Source organism: Mycobacterium novum, from assembly GCF_010726505.1.
GTDB lineage: Bacteria > Actinomycetota > Actinomycetes > Mycobacteriales > Mycobacteriaceae > Mycobacterium > Mycobacterium algericum.
On the sequence record NZ_AP022562.1, the window covers coordinates 2,191,953 to 2,210,367 of the forward strand.

Genomic DNA, 18,415 nt, shown 5'->3' on the forward strand with positions numbered 1-18,415 from the left:
CCTCAGGTCAATGGCGCCATGATCCGCCGTGCGGTGTCCAGCAGGATACTGTGCAGCTGCTCGTCGTCGATGTCCTCGAGTTCGGGATCGGCTGCGGTGGTGAAGGTTCCGGCCAGCAGTGTGGTCGTGATGATGCGGTCTTCGGCGGTCGGGGAGGGGCCTTGCAGGAGTGCCGCCGCCGCATCGTGGGTTGCCATGAAGTCCTCGCGCGAGCGCACCGCGTATTCCACGGCGCGGTCGTAGAACAAGAAGGTGAGCCGGCGGTATCGCACCGCCAGCTCGACCACGCCGCTGACCGTCACGTCGCGCTTGCCCTGCGTGGTCGGCATCGCCTCGGCGATCTTGATCACCCGCACGATGTCGTCGAACATCGGCTCCACCACGGCCATCACGATGTCGTCGCGGGAGCGGAATTGGTAGTACACGGCCGGTTTGCTCACGCCCAGCCGGTCGGCGATCATCTGCAGCGAGGTGCCGCCCACGCTGTGCTCCATGAACAGGTCCAATGCCGCCTGCAGCACTCGCTCGCGCGCGGAGCCGCGCGGCGCCACCGGCTTGGCCACGACATCCCTCCCGTCGTCGCGGCCAAGCCTAGCGCGCGGGGGTTTTCGGAGCGGTTCTGCTACGCCGTTGCGGTGGCGTGGCGGCGCTGGCGTTCCATGGTCGCGAAGTAGAACGCGTAGGCGAACGCACAACTGGTGAACAAGCTCGACACGAAGTACAGCCACGGGTGCCGTAGGCCCCGCCGGTAGCCGTCCACGACGGTGAACAGCGGTAGCAGAATGACGTTGATGATGGTGTAGTCCTGGCTGGCCGAGCCGGCCGCCGGGTTGGTGTACATCAGCTGGATGTACTGGGTCCAGCTGCCCGGCCCCCAGATCGGGTTGTGGTTGGGGCCGCCGGCGTACTCGTTGACGAAGCGGATGTTGAAGTACCAGCCCAGCCCGATCGAGGCGATGCCGATCACGTAGTACACCACCTCCATCGGCGAGAACTGTCCGCCCTGAGGCGGTTTTGCGAAGACCGCGCGGTTGGCCGCCACGATCCAGCCGACGGTCGCCAGGCCCAGCACTGCATGCACGAGGAGCGAGATCATGCGCTCAGTGTCACCACGACCCGCGAGTTTTGTCAATATTGTCATTCTGGACGTGCCGGGCGCTGCGGTACGTTTAGCCGCATGCCCCGAGCGCCGCAGACCGCGCGCAGCGAACGCACCCGCGAAGCGCTGCGTCAGGCCGCGCTGGTGCGGTTCCTGGCCCAGGGCGTCGAGGACACCTCCGCCGAGCAGATCGCCGCCGACGCCGGAGTCTCGCTGCGCACCTTCTATCGGCACTTCACCTCCAAGCACGACCTGCTGTTCGCCGACTACGACGCCGGCCTGCAGTGGTTCCGCAGCGCACTGGCGGACCGGCCTCCGGGCGAGCCGATGGTCGAGTCGGTGCAGGCCGCGATCTTCGCCTTCCCCTACGACGTTGAGGCGGTGACCCGTATTGCGGCGCTGCGCGCCGAGGAACTCGACCCCGAGCGGATCGTGCGGCACATCCGGCAGGTCGAGGCCGACTTCGCCGACGCGGTGGCCGAGCGGTTGCGGGCTACCCAGGGGCCCGCTGACCCGCTGCGGATCGCGGTGACGGCTCGCTGCATCGCCGCGGCGGTGTTCGCCGCGATGGAGGTCTGGATGCTCGATGAGGATCGCTCGTTGGCTGAGCTGGCCCGGATGTGCCGGACCGCGCTGGAGTCGCTGGCCAACCGCTAGTTACGTCAATATTGACAAAACCTCGCCCGCCGTGTCAGCCTCGGCGCAACGGAAGGCGGGTGCGCGGGTGAGTTTCAAGGCCGATTACGACGCGATCGTCATAGGCGCCGGGCACAACGGGCTGGCGGCGGCGCTCATCCTGCAGCGCGCCGGCCTGCGCACGCTGTGTTTGGAGGCCGGGCGTTACCCCGGCGGGATGGCCTCGACGGTGGAGCTGTTCGACGGCTATCGGTTCGAGATCGCCGGTTCGGTGCAGTTCCCGACGTCGGCTGCGGTCAGTGCCGAGCTGGGTCTCGATGCCCTGGACAGCATCGACCTCGAGGTGATGTCGGTGGCGCTGCGCGGTGTCGGCGACGACCCGCTGGTCCAGTACACCGATCCGATGAAGCTGTTCACCCACCTGTCCGAGGTGCACGGCGCCGAGGCGGTCAACGGCATGGCGGGCCTGCTGGCCTGGAGCCAAGCCCCCACCCGGGCGCTGGGCCGCTTCGAGGCCGGCCGTCCGCCGAAATCACTTGATGAGATGTATGCCTGCGCCACAAATGAATTCGAGCGCTCGGCGATCGACGACATGCTGTTCGGCTCGGTCACCGACGTGCTGGACCGTTACCTGCCCGACCGGGAAAAGCACGCCGCACTGCGCGGATCGTTCACGGTGCTGGCCGTCAACACGCTCTACCGCGGGCCGGCCACGCCCGGCAGCGCCGCCGCGCTGGCCTACGGACTCGGCGTTCCCGACGAGAACACCGTGCTGATGAAGAAGCTGCGCGGCGGGATCGGGGCGCTCACCCGGCACTTGTGCGACACCTTCACCGGGTTGGGCGGTGAGCTGCGGCTGCGCAGCGCCGTGGCGGAGATCCTTGTTGGCGATGGGGCGGTGGCCGGCGTGCGTACCGAATCCGGCGACACGCTGAGCGCCCCGGTGGTGGTCTCGGCCATCGCCCCCGACGCCACCGTCACCGGGCTCCTCGACTCGGCCGCCGTGCCCGACGACGTCCGCGCCCGCTACGCGCGCACCGATCACCGCGGCTCGTACCTGCAGATGCATTTCGCCCTCGACGAGGCCCCGGAGTTCGCCCCGCCCTACCAGGCGCTCAACGACCCCGCCATGCAGGCCTCGCTGGGGATCTTCTGCACGCCCGAGGAAGTGCAGCAGCAGTGGGAGGAAGCGCGGCGCGGCGTCGTGCCGGCCGATCCGACCGTCGTATTGCAGATCCCGTCGCTGCACGACCCCGACCTCGCCCCGCCGGGCAAGCATGCCGCGTCGGCGTTCGCGCTGTGGTTCCCGATCGAGGGCGATGGCAACTATGGCGAGATGAAGGTCGAGATGGGCCAGCGGGTGATCGACAAGATCACCCGGCTCGCACCGAATTTCGAGCGCAGCATCAGCCGGCACACCACCTTCACCCCGCGCCATATGGGCACCATGTTCGGCGCCCCCGGCGGGGATTACTGCCACGGGCTGCTGAACCCGGACCAGATCGGGCCCAACCGGCCCGGCGCCCGCGGCTTCCTGGGGCAACCGCTGGTCGACGGGCTGTACCTGGGCAGCGCCGGCTGTCACGGCGGCCCCGGCATCACCTTCATTCCCGGCTACAACGCCGCGCACGCGGTGCTGGCCGACCGTTGAGCGCACGCTGGACGCGAAATACCCGTCAGCCGGCCAGCAGTTCGTCGAGCAGCTCCTGGAACGCCGTCGGATCCACCGGGGTGAACGCCGGCTGCGGCCAGCCGGCGTCGGCGAGATCCAGGGTGATCAGCGTGCTGCGCAACGGCCGCTTGACGTCCAGCGGCAGCCAGCGCCGCAGGTCCGAACTGCCCCACAGCCGGAACCGGTGTGTCAGCATGCCCAGCGGCTCGGCACGATAGCCGCGGATCGCCGACAACGGGATCACCTTCGAGGTGCCGGACGGAAAGTGGTAGCGGCGCAACGTGATCGCCCGGCGGTCCAGGGCGACCAATCCGTCGTCGTAGGAGCCGGTCACAGCTTCTCGCAGCGCAGCTCGTGCCCCTTGGCGGTCAGGCAGCGCCCGGTGCGCAGGTCCCATTGCCAACCGTGCTGATTGCAGGTCAGCGTCTCGCCGTCGACCACCCCGAACTTCGACAGGTCGGCCTTCATGTGGGGGCAGCGGCGCTGAATCTGCCAGCCGGCCAGGGTGATGGTCGCCGAGTCGTCGTGGCTCTCGCCGAACCAGCCGTCGGCGTAGACGATCCGGTCCTCGGTGAGGCACTTGAAAAACGTGTAGAGGTACTCGTTGTAGCCGCCGACCCGCCACGCCTTGAAGCGGGTCGACAAGAAGATGGTGTTGACCCAGTCGGGTTCCTCGTCACGCAGCACGGTGCGCACCAGCTCGGGCGGGATGGCGAAGCCGTACCGGAATTTCTCGCCCGGAACCGGTTCGCGCACCATGCGTTTGGGAAAGTCCAGCACCACCGTCTCGGTATGCCCGGGACCGTCGAGCACCAGCTCGACCGGATAACCGATGCCGTCGCAGATCTCGTTGCTGCGGCCCATGATCGGTTCGAACAGTGCGCGCAGCCCCTCGAGCATCGCCGGGCCGGCCGCCGGCGCCCAGGACGCCTTCTCGGCGGCCAGCACCGGCGCCATCCGATCGGCGTAGGCGGCGATGTAGGCCGCCTTGCCGGCCGTGAAGATCGTCTCGACGTCGTCGGCCGGATGGGTCAGCGAATCCAGTTGCGCTCCGGTGAAATCCGCCGTGGTGCCGGGAACCATCAGCAGCCCGCCGTCGTGGCCGTTGCGCCGCAGCTGATCCAGGAACACCAGCTGGTCGGGGAAGATGTTGGCCGGATCGCCGTGATCGTCGTTGAGATGGCGCAACTCGGAATCCAGAAAGCACGGCGGGCCGGCCGAGGGCACCACCCATCGGGCGCCGACGTGGGCGACGTACTGCCGGGCGCGGTCCATCTGGCGTTGCCGCTTCTGGGTGCCGAACGCCTCCTTCGCGCGGGCCGGCATGTCGTAGACCATCGGGTACCAGATCGCCCCCGAGTACTGCAGCAGGTGCACGTCGATGCCGTCGAACTCGTCGAGCACGTCCAGGTCGATCGGCCGCGAGTCGTTCATGTTGAACACGGTGGTCACCCCGTCGCAGACCACCAGCCCCGAGTCGCCGATCGGGCCGTCGGCCGGGGCGCGCAGCGCGATGATCATCACGTCCAACTCACCCTTGGGGCCCGTCACGGTGTGCCGCACCGAGTCGGAGGTCTCGAAGAACCGGTGAAAACCCAGCGCCTCCAACTCCCGGCGCAGGTCCGGCACCGGATAGTCGGGCAGCAGCACCGTCGCGTCCTTGTTGACGTGGGCTGCCAGGTGGCGCGGGTCGAAGTGGTCGTGGTGCAGGTGCGAGATGTAGAGGTAGTCGCAGTCGCCCAGGGCGTCCCAGTCCAGCGTGGAGTTGTCGGGGAACGGGAACCACGATGCGAAGTAGGCCGGGTTCACCCACGGGTCGCACAGAATGCTCCCCGCGGCGGTGTCGATCCGGAAGCCGGCGTGTCCGACGCTGGTGACCCGCACTTGCACCTTCCCGACGCTGTAACCGATACCTCCCGAGCTTAACGGCGGCACGCCCACCGACATCGCCCAGGCGATCGCAAGCGCGGCGGAGCCCGGCGAAGCGGGTCGGCGTATGACCTAGGCTGGACGACTGTGGAGCCGTGGTACGGGAGTGTCGCTACCGTTGCGCGCACGTTGTGGCGCTTCCAGGGGGTGAAGATCACCGTCACCGGTGCGGAGCACGTGCCCCCCCAGTGGCGGCGCCGTGGTGGCGATCAACCACACCGGCTACCTCGACTTCGCATTCGCCGGACTGGCCGCCTACATGGGCAAACCGCGCCGCCGGGTGCGGTTCCTGGTCAAGCAGGAGATGTTCGACAACCGGTTCGTCGGCCCGATCATGCGCGGCTGCCGGCACATCGCGGTCGACCGTGGCCAGGGAGCGGACGCCTACGCCGCCGCCGTCGACTACCTCAAGGCCGGCGAGCTGGTCGGCGTCTACCCCGAGGCGACCATCAGCCGCAGTTTCGAACTCCGGGAGTTCAAGAGCGGCGCCGCCCGAATGGCGATCGAGGCGCAGGTGCCGATCGTCCCGCACATCGTCTGGGGCGCCCAGCGGATCTGGACCAAGGATCACCCCAAGCGGCTGGGTCGCTCCAAGGTGCCGATCTCGGTGGCGATCGGCGAGCCGATACCGCCGACACTGCCCGTCGAGGATCTGCGGGCGCTGTTGCAGACCCGCATGCAGCACCTGCTTGAGCAGGCCCAGGACGCTTATCCCGAACACCCGGCCGGGGCGTTCTGGGTGCCGCACCGGCTGGGCGGCGGTGCCCCGACCCCCGCCGAGGCGCTGCGGCTCGACGCCGAAGAAGCCGCCCGCAAAGCCGCGAAGCGTGATGCCCGAAATCAGCAGCCCCCGACCGCGACGGGCGGCTTGGAGTAGCCCTGGCATGCAGCCGGTTTTTCGTGCGCTGGAACTGGCAGCGGTGACCATGGTGAAGGTCTCCGCCACCCGACTGGATTTCGAGGGCCTGGAACACATCCCGGCCACCGGCGGCGCGGTGATCGCCATCAACCACACCGGCTACGTCGACTTCCTGCCGGCGGCACTGGCGGTGTACCGGCGGAAACGCCGGATGCGGTTCATGATCAAAGCCGAGATGCAGCGGGTGAAGGTGGTGAATTTCCTGATCAACCACACCGGCACCATCCCAGTCGATCGGGGCGCCGGGTCGCACGCCTACCGGCATGCGGTGGCCGCGCTGCGCTCCGGCGAGGTGGTCGGGGTGTACCCGGAGGCGACCATCAGCCGCAGCTTCGAGCTGAAGGACTTCAAGTCCGGGGCCGCCCGGATGGCCCTCGACGCGCAGGTGCCGATCGTCCCGCTGATCGTGTGGGGCGCTCACCGGCTGTGGACCAAGGATCACCCGAGGGCGCGGCTGGTCGCCAGCAAGATACCGATCACCGTCCTGGTGGGACCGCCGCTGGCCCCGGCAGGCGATGCGGCCACCCTCAGCGCCCGGCTCCGCGCGGCGATGGTGCCGATGCTGGACCGGGCACAACGGGAGTATCCGCACCCGGCGGGTGAATACTGGGTGCCGCGACGACTGGGCGGCACTGCGCCCACTCCGCAGGAGGCTAGGGTTCTCGATGAGCGGGAGCTGGCTGAACGGATGCGCAAAGGGGCGGGTCAGGGCCGACCGGACGCATCGAGCACGGAGTAGTAACGCATGGCCGAACCACTGTTCCGAACCCTGGAGATGGTCATCCCGCCGCTGGTGAGGGCCAACGGGCCGCATCCGACGTTTCAGGGGCTGGAGAACGTTCCCGAATGCGGCGGTGCGGTGCTGACCCTCAACCACACCAGTTACCTGGACTGGTATCCGGCCTCGATCGCGGCGCTGCGGCGGAACCGGCGGCTGCGGTTCATGATCAAGTCCGAGATGACCGAGGTGCCGGTGATCGGCTACGTGATCAAGCACATCAAGCTGATCCCGGTCGACCGTTCCGCGGGGGCAGGCGCCTACGACGTGGCGGTACAGCGGCTGCGCGAGGGCGAGCTGGTCGGGCTGCACCCGGAGGCCACCATCAGCCGCAGCTTCGAACTGCGTGAGTTCAAGTCCGGCGCCGCGCGGATGGCCCAAGCGGCCGGTGTCCCGCTCATCCCGGTGATCGTCTGGGGCATCCACCGGGTCTGGACCAAGGACCACCCGAAGCAGCTGTGGCGCAACCACGTTCCGGTGCTGGTGAAAATCGGTGAGCCGATGGCCGCCTCCGGCGATGCCGAGGCGACCACCGCCGAGCTGCGTGGCACGATGGCCGCGATGCTTGAACAGGCGCAACTGGAGTATCCGCACCCCGCCGGCGCGTACTGGGTGCCGCGGCGGCTCGGTGGCGGCGCTCCCACCATTGCCGAAGCACTGGCGATGCGCGAAGCCGAGCTGGCCGAGCGCGACCGCCAACGCATGGCGCAGCCGCACGGTGGCCGGCTGCGGCGGGCGCTGGCCGGCCGGGGGCGATATTGATGACACGGCCGGCACTGCCGCAGCACCCGATCCCCGCGCTGATCGCCAGTGACGTCGACGGCACCCTGCTCGACAACGCCGAGAACATCACCGAGCGCACCCGGGCGGCGGTGCATGCGGCCGTCGACGCCGGCGCCGGCTTCATTTTGGCGACCGGGCGCCCGCCGCGCTGGATCCCACCGGTCGTCGATGCGCTCGGGTTCGCGCCGCTGGCGGTCTGCGCCAACGGGGCGGTGCTCTACGACCCGAACACCGACCGGGTGATCTCGACGCGGACGCTGTCGGCGGACAGCCTGGTCAAAATGGCCGAGGTCGTCGGCCGCGTCATCCCCGGCGCCGGCCTGGCCGTGGAGCGCATCGGCGAGCGTGCGCACGATGCGGTGACGCCGCAGTTCGTCAGCTCGCCGGGCTACGAACACGCCTGGCTCAACCCGGACAACACCGAGGTGTCCCTGCAGGACCTGCTGTCGCAGCCGGCGATCAAGTTGCTGATCCGCAAGGCGGGGGCGGCCAGCGCCGACATGGTCGCGGAGTTGGCGGCCCACATCGGCAGCGCCGCGGAGTTGACCTATTCCACCAACAACGGGCTCGTCGAGGTGGTGCCGGCGGGCATCACGAAGGCCAGCGGCATCGAGGAACTGATCACGCCGCTGGGGATCGGCATCGAGCAGGTGGTGGCCTTCGGGGACATGCCCAACGATCTGCCGATGCTGGTGCAGGCGGGCCACGGCGTGGCGATGGGCAACGCCCATCCGGAGGTGCTGGCGGCCGCCGCGGAGATCACCGCGCCCAACACCGAGGACGGCCTGGCGCGGGTGCTGGAACGGATTTTCCCCGGTTGACGCTGCGCTGATGGCGCGGCTTTCTCGCAGTCTTCCGCCGTACCCGCAGCATGAACGGCGCTAGTTGACGCCGATCACCCGCGAGAAGCGCTCCAACTGCACCGGCGGGCCCTCCGGCGGGGGCGGCGGCAGTTCTTCGGCATTGCCGTCGATAACCCGGATGACGCTGCCGTCGGCCCGGTTGTAGTTCAGCGTGCCGTGCTGGAAGTTCTGCCCGATCCACTCCGGTTCGGGGATCTCGGCGCTGGTCGGCAGCCCGAGCATGCCGCGCTCGTAACCCAATGCCGCCCAGGCGTCGTAGATCGCCCCGGTGATCGGCTGGGCACCGGTCTCCGGTGACCAGTACACCGCGCCGCGCTCGAAGGTCGCGTACTTGGTGGAGCCCTCGCCGATCGCCTCGGGCGAGGTGGGGGCACCGAGCAGGCCCGCCGCGCCGCCCAGCTCCAGCCAACGGGCGTGGATGGCGCCGCCCTGCATCGTCCTGACGAGGTCTTCGGGGCCCGGCGGATCGCCGAAACGGGCGGCGATATCCCGGATCTCGTTGAGCGCCACGTACCCGTGCTCGCCGGGGCACTCCGTCTCGTCGAGGTCGCGGTGGCCGATGATCGCCGGCAACGACAACGCCGAGCCGCGCGGAAAGTGGGTGAAGGAGCCGCCGCCGGAGGTCAGTTGGACGGTGCTGCGCGGGTCGGTGCGGTCCAGCCCCAACCGCCAGCCCAGCAACCGGCCGACGGTCTCGAGCTGAATCGGCGGTGGCGGCGCGTCGTCGAAGGTGCCGATCATCGACACCCCCCAGGTGTTCTTGTTGAACCCGCCGGCGTGGCTGCCCACGATGCCCTTGGTGATGCCGCCCGCCCGGCCCTCGAACACCTGGCCGTACTTGTCCACCAGCGCGTTGTAGCCGATGTCGCACCAGCCCAGGGCGCGGGTGTGGTAGGCGTAAATGGCCCGGATGATCGCCGCCGAGTCTTCGGGGGAGTAGTCGTTGGAGCCGGCGGTGTGATGCACCACCGCGGCTTGGACCGGGCCGCTCTCGGCCGGCTTGCCGCAGCGGCCGCGGGCGCCGGCACCCCATTGACTGCGGGGAATGATGTTGGGCGGCTGTCCCGGTGCCAGCGCGGCGCTCGGCGGGGTCCATTGCGCGTCGACCGGGGCTTTGGGCGGGGTGATCAGGACCGCGGAGATGTTCTGGGCGAACGGCTGCGCGGCGGTGGCCGGCACATAGCCGAGGTCGGGTTTGGGTGTGGAATGCGGCTTCGACCCGGGCCCCGCCTTGGCCCCGGTCTTGGGATCCGGCTTGGCCTTGGATTCGGGCTTGGTGTCGGCGGATTCGGGCCGGGTGAGCGCGATCTGGACCGCGGTGGTCCGGCCGACGAACACCGGTTCGGTCCCGTCCGGTCCGGGAGCGGGCGCATCGGCCGGCCGGGGCTGCGATAACGCGTCCTTGACCTCGTGGGCGGTGGCATACCAAGGGCCCCACGACCCGTCGGCGCGCCTGGCGCGGACCTTCGCCGAGGTGCCGCTGAGATCGCCGCCGGTGAGCGCCACCATGGTGAAGGGCTCGTCCTGGGTGATCTCTCGGACCGTGACGCCCGGTCCGAGGTCGGGCAGTGGTTGCTGGTTCAGCTTGGTCGCCGCGGCGCTCGGGGGAGCCGGTGTGGTCCCCGCCGACTTCGACCCCGGCCCGGCGTCCAGTGCCCACGGCAGGATCAGCACGGTCGCGACGGTAGCGGTCAGCTTGATCGTCGGCGGGGGACGACGTGTTGGCACGTGCTGATGTTACGTATGTGTCTGTTGTTGTTCGTGATGCGACACGCGCCTGACCGACGTGGGCGAACGTCAAACGACACCGCAGAGTCCCACGTTGCCCGGCGGTGCGGGCTGACTCTGCGGTGCCGTTTAGGGAAACAGGCTTCGTTGTTACGGAGCCGGCACGGCGGCGGGAGCCGCCGCGGCGGCCGGACCGGCGCCCTGCGCGGCTTGCGCGATGGACGGGATCACCACACCCTTGAGCAGGTCGATGGCCTGTCCGGCGCCCAGCTGGTTGGCCGCGCTCATCAGGTCGCTGACGACGCCGCCCTTCTCCTCCGGCACGCCCATGCCCAGCGAGGGGTCGCCGAGGATCGGGTAGGTGCCGTCCAGGCCCGGGTCAAGGCCCACCGGCGAGGTGAGCGGCATGCCGTCGGAGCCCAGCAGACCGGTGTCCGGGCTGGTCAACCCGGGGCTGGTCAGCGACGAATCGGACAGCGACGGGGTGGTCAGACCGGGCGAGGTCAGCCCCGGGGCGCCCAGCGACGGCGTGGTCAAACCCGGCGAGGTCAGGCCCGAGGTGGTCGACACACCGGGTGTGCCCGCCGGCGGCGTGGCCAGCGACGGCGTGGTCAGCGACGGGTCGGTGAGCCCCGGTGAGGTCAGGCCCGGTGAGGTCAGGCCCGGCGAGGTCAGCCCCGGCGAGGCAGGGTAGAGCCCCGGTGAGGTCAGGCCGGGCGAGGTCAGGCCGGGCGAGGCGGGGTACATCCCCGGCGACGCGGGATACATCCCGGACCCTGCCCCGTTGCCGAAGCCGCCCGGCACCGGCGGAAGGTTCACGCCGAACTGGGACAGGCCCTGGGTGAGGGCGGAGATCAGCTCGTTGGGCAGGTCGGCCACCGACGCGGCCGCGACGAAGTCGTGGTGCTGCGGGGCGCTGTTGTGGGCGGCCAGCTCGGATACTGCGACAACTGCAAACGGACTTGCGACCGCTAGGGCGGCGACTGCGCTCATAGTGGTCGAGAGCCTGCGTCGACGTCGGTTCGGCACGGAAGTCTCCTCAATGTGTTTTGCCCTTCAGTCCCGAGGGGCTGTAGAGCGTTTACTGCCTACCCGAACGACGGTACGCGTGTGACTAGTGTGAATAGAGTGACGAGATCGAATCGTGAGGAAACCGCGACCAACCCTTCCCCGGCGCCGGCGCCCCGCCGCTTGCCGATATTGCGCTGACGCCGCGAATCGGCGCGTTTTGCCTGCGTAGGCGCAATCTCGCGGTGCCGCCGGCGCTACGAGGGACCGTCCGGCCGGCTGGGCAGCGGAAATGGCGGGGCGCCGACGCTGCTCGTGGCCGCTGTTCAGCTACCCTTGGCGCCGATGACTTCACCTGCTAGTCGCTACGACCTCTATGTTGTGGGTTCTGGATTCTTCGGCCTGACCATCGCCGAGCGCGTGGCCACGCAGCTCGACAAGCGCGTCCTGGTCCTCGAGAAGCGCCCCCACATCGGCGGTAACGCCTACTCCGAGGCCGAGCCGCAGACCGGCATCGAGGTCCACAAATACGGCGCGCACCTGTTCCATACCTCTAATAAGCGGGTCTGGGACTACGTGCGGCAGTTCACCGACTTCACCAGCTACCAGCACCGGGTCTTCGCCATGCACGACGGCCAGGCCTACCAGTTCCCGATGGGCCTGGGCCTGGTGTCGCAGTTCTTCGGCCGCTACTTCAGCCCCGACGAGGCCAGGGCGCTGATCGCCGAGCAGGCTGCCGAGGTCGACACCAAGGAGGCGAAGAACTTCGAGGAGAAGGCGATCAGCCTGATCGGCCGCCCGCTCTACGAGGCCTTCGTCAAGCACTACACCGCCAAGCAGTGGGAGACCGATCCCACCGAGCTGCCGGCGTCCAACATCACCCGGCTGCCGGTGCGCTACACCTTCGACAACCGCTACTTCAACGACACCTACGAGGGACTGCCGGTCGACGGCTACACCGCCTGGCTGCAGAACATGGCGGCCGACGAGCGCATCGAGGTCCGCCTCGACACCGACTGGTTCGACGTCCGCGAGGAACTCCGGGCGGCCAGCCCCGAGGCGCCCGTCGTTTATACCGGCCCGCTGGACCGCTACTTCGACTACGCGCAGGGCCGGCTCGGCTGGCGCACCCTGGACTTCGAACTCGAAGTGCTCGAGGACTGCGGGGATTTCCAGGGCACCGCGGTGATGAACTACAACGACGCCGACGTGCCCTACACCCGCATCCACGAGTTCCGGCACTTCCACCCCGAACGGTCCTACCCGACCGACAAGACGGTGATCATGCGGGAGTACGGCCGGTTCGCCCGCGACGACGACGAGCCGTACTACCCGATCAACACCCCGGACGACCGCGCGATGGTTGAGGCCTATCGCCGGCTGGCCAAGGCCGAGATGGAGTCGGCCAAGGTGCTCTTCGGCGGGCGGCTGGGCACCTATCAATACCTCGACATGCACATGGCGATCGCCAGTGCGCTGAGCATGTACGACAACGTCCTGGCGCCGCACCTGGCCGAGGGTGTGCCGCTGCACGAGAACAACAGGGAAAACAACCGATGACCAAACCCAAGAGTTCGCGTGCGGTGAGCCGGCTTTCGCGGATCATCTTGCCGCGCCACGGCGAGCCGCTGGACGTCCGCAAGCTCTACGTCGAGGAGTCGGAGACCAACAATCGCCGGGCGCACCCGCTCACCCGGACCAGCCTGGAGATCGGCGAGGAGTCGGAGGTGTCGTTCGCGACGTACTTCAACGCCTTCCCGGCCTCCTACTGGCGGCGCTGGTCGGTGGTCGAATCAGTGGTGCTGCGCCTGGAACTGACCGGTTCCGGCCGCGTCGACGTCTACCGCTCCAAGGCCACCGGGGCGCGAATCGCCGTGGAAGGAAAGCCGTTCGGGTCCGTCGATGGCGACGGCACGCCGACGATCGTCGAGTTCGAGGTCGGTCTGCAACCGTTCGAGGATGGCGGGTGGATCTGGTTCGACATCACCACCGACAGCGCGGTCACGCTGATCGGCGGCGGCTGGTACGCGCCGACCGAGGCCCCCGGGCGCGCCGACGTGGCGGTGGGCATCCCGACCTTCAACCGGCCCGACGACTGCGTCAACGCGCTGAGCGCGCTCACCTCGGACCCAGACGTCGACGCGGTGATCAGCGCGGTGATCGTCCCGGATCAGGGCACCCGTAAGGTGCGCGACCACCCCGGCTTCGCCGCGGCCGCCGCCGCGCTCGGCGACCGGCTGTCGATCCACGACCAGCCCAACCTCGGCGGGTCCGGCGGTTACAGCCGGGTGATGTACGAGGCGCTGAAGAACACCGGCTGCGAACAGATCCTGTTCATGGACGACGACATCCGCATCGAACCCGACTCGATCCTGCGGGCGCTGGCGCTGAACCGCTTCGCCAAGACACCGACCCTGGTCGGCGGGCACATGCTCAACCTGCAGGAGCCGTCGCACCTGCACATCATGGGCGAGGTCGTCGACCCCGGCGTGTTCATGTGGACCAACGCCCCGCACACCGAGTACGACCACAACTTCGCCACCGACTCGCTGGCTGAGACACCCGACCTGCACCGCCGCATCGACGTCGACTTCAACGGCTGGTGGATGTGCATGATCCCGCGCGCCGTCGCCGAGGAGATCGGTCAGCCGGTGCCGTCGTTCATCAAGTGGGACGACGCCGAATACGGGCTGCGGGCAGGCGAGCACGGCTACCCCACGGTGACCCTGCCGGGCGCGGCGATCTGGCACATGGCCTGGAGCGACAAGGACGACGCGATCGACTGGCAGGCGTACTTCCACCTGCGCAACCGGTTGATGGTCGCGGCGCTGCACTGGGACGGCAACATCGCCGGCCTGATCCGCAGCCACCTCAAGGCCACGCTGAAACACCTTGCCTGCCTGGAGTATTCGACGGTCGCCGTACAGAACAAGGCGCTGGACGATTTCCTGGCCGGCCCCGAGCACATCTTCGCCATCCTGGAGTCGGCGCTGCCGGACATCCACGCGCTGCGCAAGACCTACCCCGACGCGGTGGTGTTGCCGGCGGCCAGCGAACTGCCCATCCCGTCGCAACGCCGCAAGCCGATGCGCCCGCCGGTCCAGCCGCTGACCATCGGCTACCGGTTGGCCCGCGGCATCCTGCACAACCTGAAGGCCACCGCGCCCGAGCATCACGTGCGCCCGCAGCTCAACGTGCCCACCCAGGACGCCCGGTGGTTTCTGCTGTGCACCCAGGATGGGGTCACCGTCACCACCGCCGACGGCCGCGGCGTGGTCTACCGGCAACGCGACCGCGAGCAGATGTTCACCTTGCTGCGCGAGTCGCTGCGCCGCCAGTACCAGTTGTCGCGTCGCTTCGACGACCTGCGCCGCGCCTACCGCCGGGCACTGCCCATGCTGTCCAGCAAGCAGCAGTGGGAGACCGTGCTGCTTCCCGACGGTGCCAAGTCGGCATGACCGAATTCGCGCCCTCTGGAGATCCCGATGCGGTTCCGCCGCACGGGGAGGACGCCGTGCTGGTCGCCGTGCAGTCGGCGCTGGCGGGCCGGACCGGCGTGTTGCCGACGGCGCGGTCGCTGTCGCACTTCGGTGAGCACAGCCTGGGCTGGCTGATGGTGTCGGCGCTCGGCGCACTGGCGTGGCCGCGCCGGCGCCGGGCCTGGCTGACCGCGGGGGCCGGGGCGTTCGTCGCCCATGCGGCCGCCGTGGTGATCAAGCGGGTGGTGCGACGCGAGCGCCCGCACCACCCGGCGATCGCGGTCAACGTGGGCACCCCGAGCCGGCTGAGTTTCCCCTCCGCGCACGCCACCTCCACCACCGCGGCGGCGATTCTGCTGGGACGAGCGGCCGGACTGCCGGCGAAGACACTGCCGGCGATACTGGTGCCGCCGATGGCGTTGTCCCGCCTGGTGCTCGGAGTGCACTATCCCAGCGACGTGGCCACCGGCGTCGTCGTCGGAGCCGCGGTCGCCGCGGCCGCGATCCGCCTGGACAACTCGGGAGGCGCCGGATGAGTGCAGCGACCGAACACCGCGCGCCGGAGGCCCGTCCGCCGGCAAACCTGGTCACCGGGATCGTCAAGGCGATGCGGCCCCGGCAGTGGGTGAAGAACGTCCTGGTGCTGGCCGCGCCGCTGGCCGCCCTCGGCGGCGACGTGCACTACGACTACGCCGATGTCGCCGGCAAGGCGCTGATCGCGTTCGTGGCGTTCAGCCTGGCGGCCTCGGCGGTGTACCTGGTCAACGACGCGCAGGATGTCGAGGCCGACCGCGCGCACCCGACCAAGCGGTTCCGGCCGATCGCCGCCGGGGTGGTGCCGGTCGGCATGGCCTACGGCCTGGCGGCGCTGCTGGGAGCGGCGTCGCTGTTCATCTCGTGGTCGCTCAGCCTGAGCCTGGCGTTGGTGATGGCCGTCTATCTGGCGCTGCAGCTGGCGTACTGCTTCGGGCTCAAACACCAAGCGGTCCTTGATATCTGCATCGTGTCGTCGGGCTTTCTGTTGCGGGCGATCGCCGGCGGTGCGGCCGCCAACATCTATCTGTCGCAGTGGTTCCTGCTGGTGATGGCGTTCGGGTCGCTGTTCATGGTGGCCGGCAAGCGCTACGCCGAACTGCAGCTCGCCGAGCAGACCGGCGCCAAGATCCGCAAGTCGCTGGAGAGCTACACCAGTACCTACCTGCGTTTCGTGTGGACGGCCTCGGCCACCGCGATGCTGGTCTGCTACAGCCTGTTCGCCTTCGAGCGCGACAACGGTTCCGGCTCCTGGTACGCGGTGACCATCATCCCGATCATCGTCGCGATTCTGCGCTACGCGGTCGACGTCGACGGCGGCATGGCCGGCGAGCCCGAGGACATCCTGCGGCGCGACCGGGTGCTGCAGCTGATGGCTCTGCTCTGGATCGGAACCATCGGTGCTGCCGTCGTTTTCGGCTAGCCGAGGGCTGCGGACGCCGGACCCCCGGGTCCGGCCGCTGGGCTGGCCGGCGGTCGCCTACACCCCGTCGGTGCGGCTGAGTTCGTGGGCGGCGGTGGCCGTCGTGCTGCTGCTGTTCGGGGTCGGGGCATGGCGGCGGCGCTGGATCTCCGATGACGGGCTGATCGTGTTGCGCACGGTGCGGAACCTGTTGGCCGGCAACGGCCCGGTGTTCAATGCCGGCGAACGGGTGGAGGCCAACACCTCCACGGCCTGGACCTACCTGATGTACCTCGGCAGCTGGCTCGGCGGGCCGATGCGCATGGAGTACATCGCGCTGGTGTTCGCCCTGGCACTCAGCCTGGCCGGGGTGGCGCTGCTGATGCTGGGCACCACCCGGCTGTACGCCCCCAACCTGCAGGGCCGGCGCGCGCTGCTGCTGCCGGCCGGGGCGCTGGTCTACATCGCGGTGCCGCCCGCCCGCGACTTCGCCACCTCCGGGCTGGAGAGCGGGCTGGTGCTGGCCTACCTGGGCCTGCTGTGGTGGATGCTGGTCTGCTGGTCGCAGGCGCTGCGGATGCCACGGTCGCGGGCCCGCGGCCCGCTGTTCACCGGGTGCCTGGCCTTCGTGGCCGGCGCCAGCGTGCTGGTGCGCCCCGAGCTGGCGCTCATCGGCGGCGGCGCACTGATGATGTTGCTGATCGCGGCGCCCCGGCAGTGGCGGCCCCGGGCTTTGATCCTGGTGGCCGGCGGCGCGCTGCCGGTGGCCTACCAGATCTTCCGGATGGGCTACTACGGCTTGCTGGTGCCCGGTACCGCGCTGGCCAAGGACGCCGCCGGCGACAAGTGGTCGCAGGGCATGATCTACCTGGCGAACTTCAACGCGCCCTACGCATTGTGGGTGCCGGCCGTGCTGTTGACGGCGCTGGGGGCAGCGCTGTGGGTGGGTGCTGCGGTGCGCCACCGGCCGCGGCGCCCGGTGCCGCGCGGTGTCGGCAGGTGGGCGCGGCTGGTGCAGAGCCCGGCGGCGGTGATCTGCTTCTTCGTGATCAGCGGACTGCTGCAGGGCGCCTACTGGATTCGCCAGGGCGGCGACTTCATGCACGGCCGGGTGCTGCTGGCGCCACTGTTCTGCATGCTGGCCCCGGTGGCCGTCATCCCGGTGCTGCTGCCCGACGGTGCGCGTTTCCACCGGGAGGCCGGCTACCCGCTCAGCGGCGCCGTCGGCCTGCTGTGGCTGGCGGTGGCCGGCTGGGCGCTGTGGGCGGCCAACTCGCCGGGGATGGGCTACGACGCCACCCGGGTCACCTACTCCGGGATCGTCGATGAGCGCCGGTTCTATTCGCAGGCGACCGGCCACGCCCACCCGCTGACCGCCGCGGACTATCTCGGCTATCCGCGGATGCGTGCGGTGCTGGCCACCATCGAGGCCACCCCCGACGGTGCGCTGCTGCTGCCATCGGGCAACTACGACCAGTGGGACGTCGTCCCGGTCATCCTGCCGCCGCCGCCGGGTATCGGCGTGCCCACCGATCCCCAGCCCGGTGACACCGGACCGCACACCGTCTTCTTCACCAACCTGGGCATGTTGAGCATGAACACCGGCCTCGACGTCCGGCTGCTCGACCAGATCGGCTTGGCCAATCCGATTGCGGCGCACACCGAGCGGCTCGACCACGGCCGGATCGGCCACGACAAGGACCTGTTCCGGGACTTCGTGGTGGCCGACGGCCCGTGGGTCAAGTGGTACCCGCTCATCCCGGGCTACCTGGACCAGGACTGGGTCGCGCAGGCCGAGGCGGCGTTGCGCTGCCCCGACACCGCGGCGGTGCTGGGCTCGGTGCGCGCCCCGATGGGCCCGCGCCGGTTCCTGTCCAACGTGCTGCACGCCGCGAGCTACACCCGGTACCGCATCGAGCGGGTGCCGCGCGACGAGCTCATCCGATGCGGCCTGGCCGTGCCCGAGCCGACCCGCCCGCCCTACACCGGGATGCCGCCCGACGTGCCGTGACGGTATGCGCTCGGCGGCTGGCGAAAATGTGACCGACGTCATGCCGAGTCGGCCGCAGCTACCCCGCGCGGCCGG

At 69.4% G+C, this 18,415-nt stretch carries 16 protein-coding genes and 1 pseudogene; 11 read left to right on the top strand and 6 right to left on the bottom strand.

The annotated features are described in order from the left end of the window. Nucleotides 1-2: 2 nt before the first annotated feature. On the bottom strand, nucleotides 3-563 hold the full coding sequence (locus tag G6N19_RS10180; RefSeq protein ID WP_013831060.1) for a TetR/AcrR family transcriptional regulator: 561 nt from the start codon (nucleotides 561-563) through the stop codon (nucleotides 3-5). Between the two features lie 59 nt (nucleotides 564-622). Further along, on the bottom strand, nucleotides 623-1,096 hold the full coding sequence (locus G6N19_RS10185) for a DUF2834 domain-containing protein (RefSeq protein ID WP_013831059.1): 474 nt from the start codon (nucleotides 1,094-1,096) through the stop codon (nucleotides 623-625). Between the two features lie 81 nt (nucleotides 1,097-1,177). Here G6N19_RS10185 and G6N19_RS10190 point away from each other — a divergent pair, with 81 nt between their 5' ends. Both G6N19_RS10190 and G6N19_RS10195 read left to right on the top strand, forming a co-directional pair. Continuing rightward, nucleotides 1,178-1,756, top strand: a complete 579-nt coding sequence (locus G6N19_RS10190) for a TetR/AcrR family transcriptional regulator (protein ID WP_193466256.1) — start codon at nucleotides 1,178-1,180, stop codon at nucleotides 1,754-1,756. A 67-nt stretch (nucleotides 1,757-1,823) separates the two neighbouring features. Continuing rightward, on the top strand, nucleotides 1,824-3,386 hold the full coding sequence (locus G6N19_RS10195) for a phytoene desaturase family protein (RefSeq protein WP_013831057.1): 1,563 nt from the start codon (nucleotides 1,824-1,826) through the stop codon (nucleotides 3,384-3,386). Nucleotides 3,387-3,411: 25 nt separating this feature from the next. Here the strand turns inward: G6N19_RS10195 and G6N19_RS10200 are convergent, their stop codons facing one another. Beyond that, a complete protein-coding gene (locus G6N19_RS10200; RefSeq protein WP_013831056.1) occupies nucleotides 3,412-3,741 on the bottom strand; it encodes a hypothetical protein in 330 nt (109 codons plus the stop codon). Further along, nucleotides 3,738-5,291, bottom strand: coding sequence for an MBL fold metallo-hydrolase (locus G6N19_RS10205; RefSeq protein ID WP_193466367.1), 1,554 nt, complete (start codon nucleotides 5,289-5,291; stop codon nucleotides 3,738-3,740). Before G6N19_RS10205 ends, G6N19_RS10200 begins: the two co-directional genes overlap by 4 nt. 132 nt (nucleotides 5,292-5,423) lie before the next feature. Here G6N19_RS10205 and G6N19_RS10210 point away from each other — a divergent pair. From G6N19_RS10210 to G6N19_RS10225, 4 genes and pseudogenes are all read left to right on the top strand, one after another. After that, a pseudogene (locus G6N19_RS10210) lies at nucleotides 5,424-6,213 on the top strand (lysophospholipid acyltransferase family protein). A gap of 7 nt (nucleotides 6,214-6,220) precedes the next feature. Beyond that, a complete protein-coding gene (locus G6N19_RS10215; protein WP_193466257.1) occupies nucleotides 6,221-6,994 on the top strand; it encodes a lysophospholipid acyltransferase family protein in 774 nt (257 codons plus the stop codon). A gap of 6 nt (nucleotides 6,995-7,000) precedes the next feature. Beyond that, a complete protein-coding gene (locus G6N19_RS10220) occupies nucleotides 7,001-7,795 on the top strand; it encodes a lysophospholipid acyltransferase family protein (RefSeq protein ID WP_193466258.1) in 795 nt (264 codons plus the stop codon). Beyond that, nucleotides 7,795-8,637 (top strand): HAD family hydrolase, encoded by an 843-nt coding sequence (locus G6N19_RS10225; protein ID WP_193466259.1) that lies wholly within the window; start codon nucleotides 7,795-7,797, stop codon nucleotides 8,635-8,637. Before G6N19_RS10220 ends, G6N19_RS10225 begins: the two co-directional genes overlap by 1 nt. 60 nt (nucleotides 8,638-8,697) lie before the next feature. Here the strand turns inward: G6N19_RS10225 and G6N19_RS10230 are convergent, their stop codons facing one another. Together G6N19_RS10230 and G6N19_RS10235 are read right to left on the bottom strand one after the other, a co-directional pair. Next, the gene (locus G6N19_RS10230) at nucleotides 8,698-10,407 is read right to left on the bottom strand and encodes an N-acetylmuramoyl-L-alanine amidase (RefSeq protein ID WP_041319127.1); all 1,710 of its coding nucleotides are present in this window, start codon (nucleotides 10,405-10,407) and stop codon (nucleotides 8,698-8,700) included. 150 nt (nucleotides 10,408-10,557) lie between these two features. Beyond that, on the bottom strand, nucleotides 10,558-11,436 hold the full coding sequence (locus tag G6N19_RS10235; protein ID WP_041319124.1) for an exported repetitive protein Erp: 879 nt from the start codon (nucleotides 11,434-11,436) through the stop codon (nucleotides 10,558-10,560). A gap of 315 nt (nucleotides 11,437-11,751) precedes the next feature. Between G6N19_RS10235 and glf the strand changes: the two genes are divergently transcribed. The 5 genes from glf to zomB are packed head-to-tail and all read left to right on the top strand — an operon-like array spanning nucleotide 11,752 to nucleotide 18,340. Continuing rightward, entirely contained in the window at nucleotides 11,752-12,975 is a 1,224-nt protein-coding gene (gene glf / locus G6N19_RS10240) for a UDP-galactopyranose mutase (protein WP_193374493.1), read from the top strand. Further along, nucleotides 12,972-14,873, top strand: coding sequence for a glycosyltransferase (locus G6N19_RS10245; protein WP_083038067.1), 1,902 nt, complete (start codon nucleotides 12,972-12,974; stop codon nucleotides 14,871-14,873). The genes glf and G6N19_RS10245 overlap by 4 nt, the downstream gene beginning before the upstream one ends. Beyond that, the gene (locus G6N19_RS10250) at nucleotides 14,870-15,430 is read left to right on the top strand and encodes a phosphatase PAP2 family protein (protein WP_041319118.1); all 561 of its coding nucleotides are present in this window, start codon (nucleotides 14,870-14,872) and stop codon (nucleotides 15,428-15,430) included. The genes G6N19_RS10245 and G6N19_RS10250 overlap by 4 nt, the downstream gene beginning before the upstream one ends. Beyond that, entirely contained in the window at nucleotides 15,427-16,350 is a 924-nt protein-coding gene (locus G6N19_RS10255) for a decaprenyl-phosphate phosphoribosyltransferase (protein WP_013831045.1), read from the top strand. Before G6N19_RS10250 ends, G6N19_RS10255 begins: the two co-directional genes overlap by 4 nt. Continuing rightward, nucleotides 16,328-18,340, top strand: coding sequence for a flagellar motor control protein ZomB (gene zomB / locus G6N19_RS10260; RefSeq protein ID WP_269473697.1), 2,013 nt, complete (start codon nucleotides 16,328-16,330; stop codon nucleotides 18,338-18,340). Before G6N19_RS10255 ends, zomB begins: the two co-directional genes overlap by 23 nt. Nucleotides 18,341-18,415 lie beyond the last annotated feature (75 nt).

Excerpts from the sequence above, each read along its gene's own strand:
- G6N19_RS10220 (WP_193466258.1), top strand. The coding sequence starts at position 7,001 with ATGGCCGAACCACTGTTCCGAACCCTGGAGATGGTCATCCCGCCGCTG.
- G6N19_RS10215 (WP_193466257.1), top strand. The coding sequence starts at position 6,221 with ATGCAGCCGGTTTTTCGTGCGCTGGAACTGGCAGCGGTGACCATGGTG.
- G6N19_RS10245 (WP_083038067.1), top strand. The coding sequence starts at position 12,972 with ATGACCAAACCCAAGAGTTCGCGTGCGGTGAGCCGGCTTTCGCGGATC.
- G6N19_RS10185 (WP_013831059.1), bottom strand. The coding sequence starts at position 1,096 with ATGATCTCGCTCCTCGTGCATGCAGTGCTGGGCCTGGCGACCGTCGGC.
- G6N19_RS10225 (WP_193466259.1), top strand. The coding sequence starts at position 7,795 with ATGACACGGCCGGCACTGCCGCAGCACCCGATCCCCGCGCTGATCGCC.
- G6N19_RS10255 (WP_013831045.1), top strand. The coding sequence starts at position 15,427 with ATGAGTGCAGCGACCGAACACCGCGCGCCGGAGGCCCGTCCGCCGGCA.
- G6N19_RS10190 (WP_193466256.1), top strand. The coding sequence starts at position 1,178 with ATGCCCCGAGCGCCGCAGACCGCGCGCAGCGAACGCACCCGCGAAGCG.
- G6N19_RS10250 (WP_041319118.1), top strand. The coding sequence starts at position 14,870 with ATGACCGAATTCGCGCCCTCTGGAGATCCCGATGCGGTTCCGCCGCAC.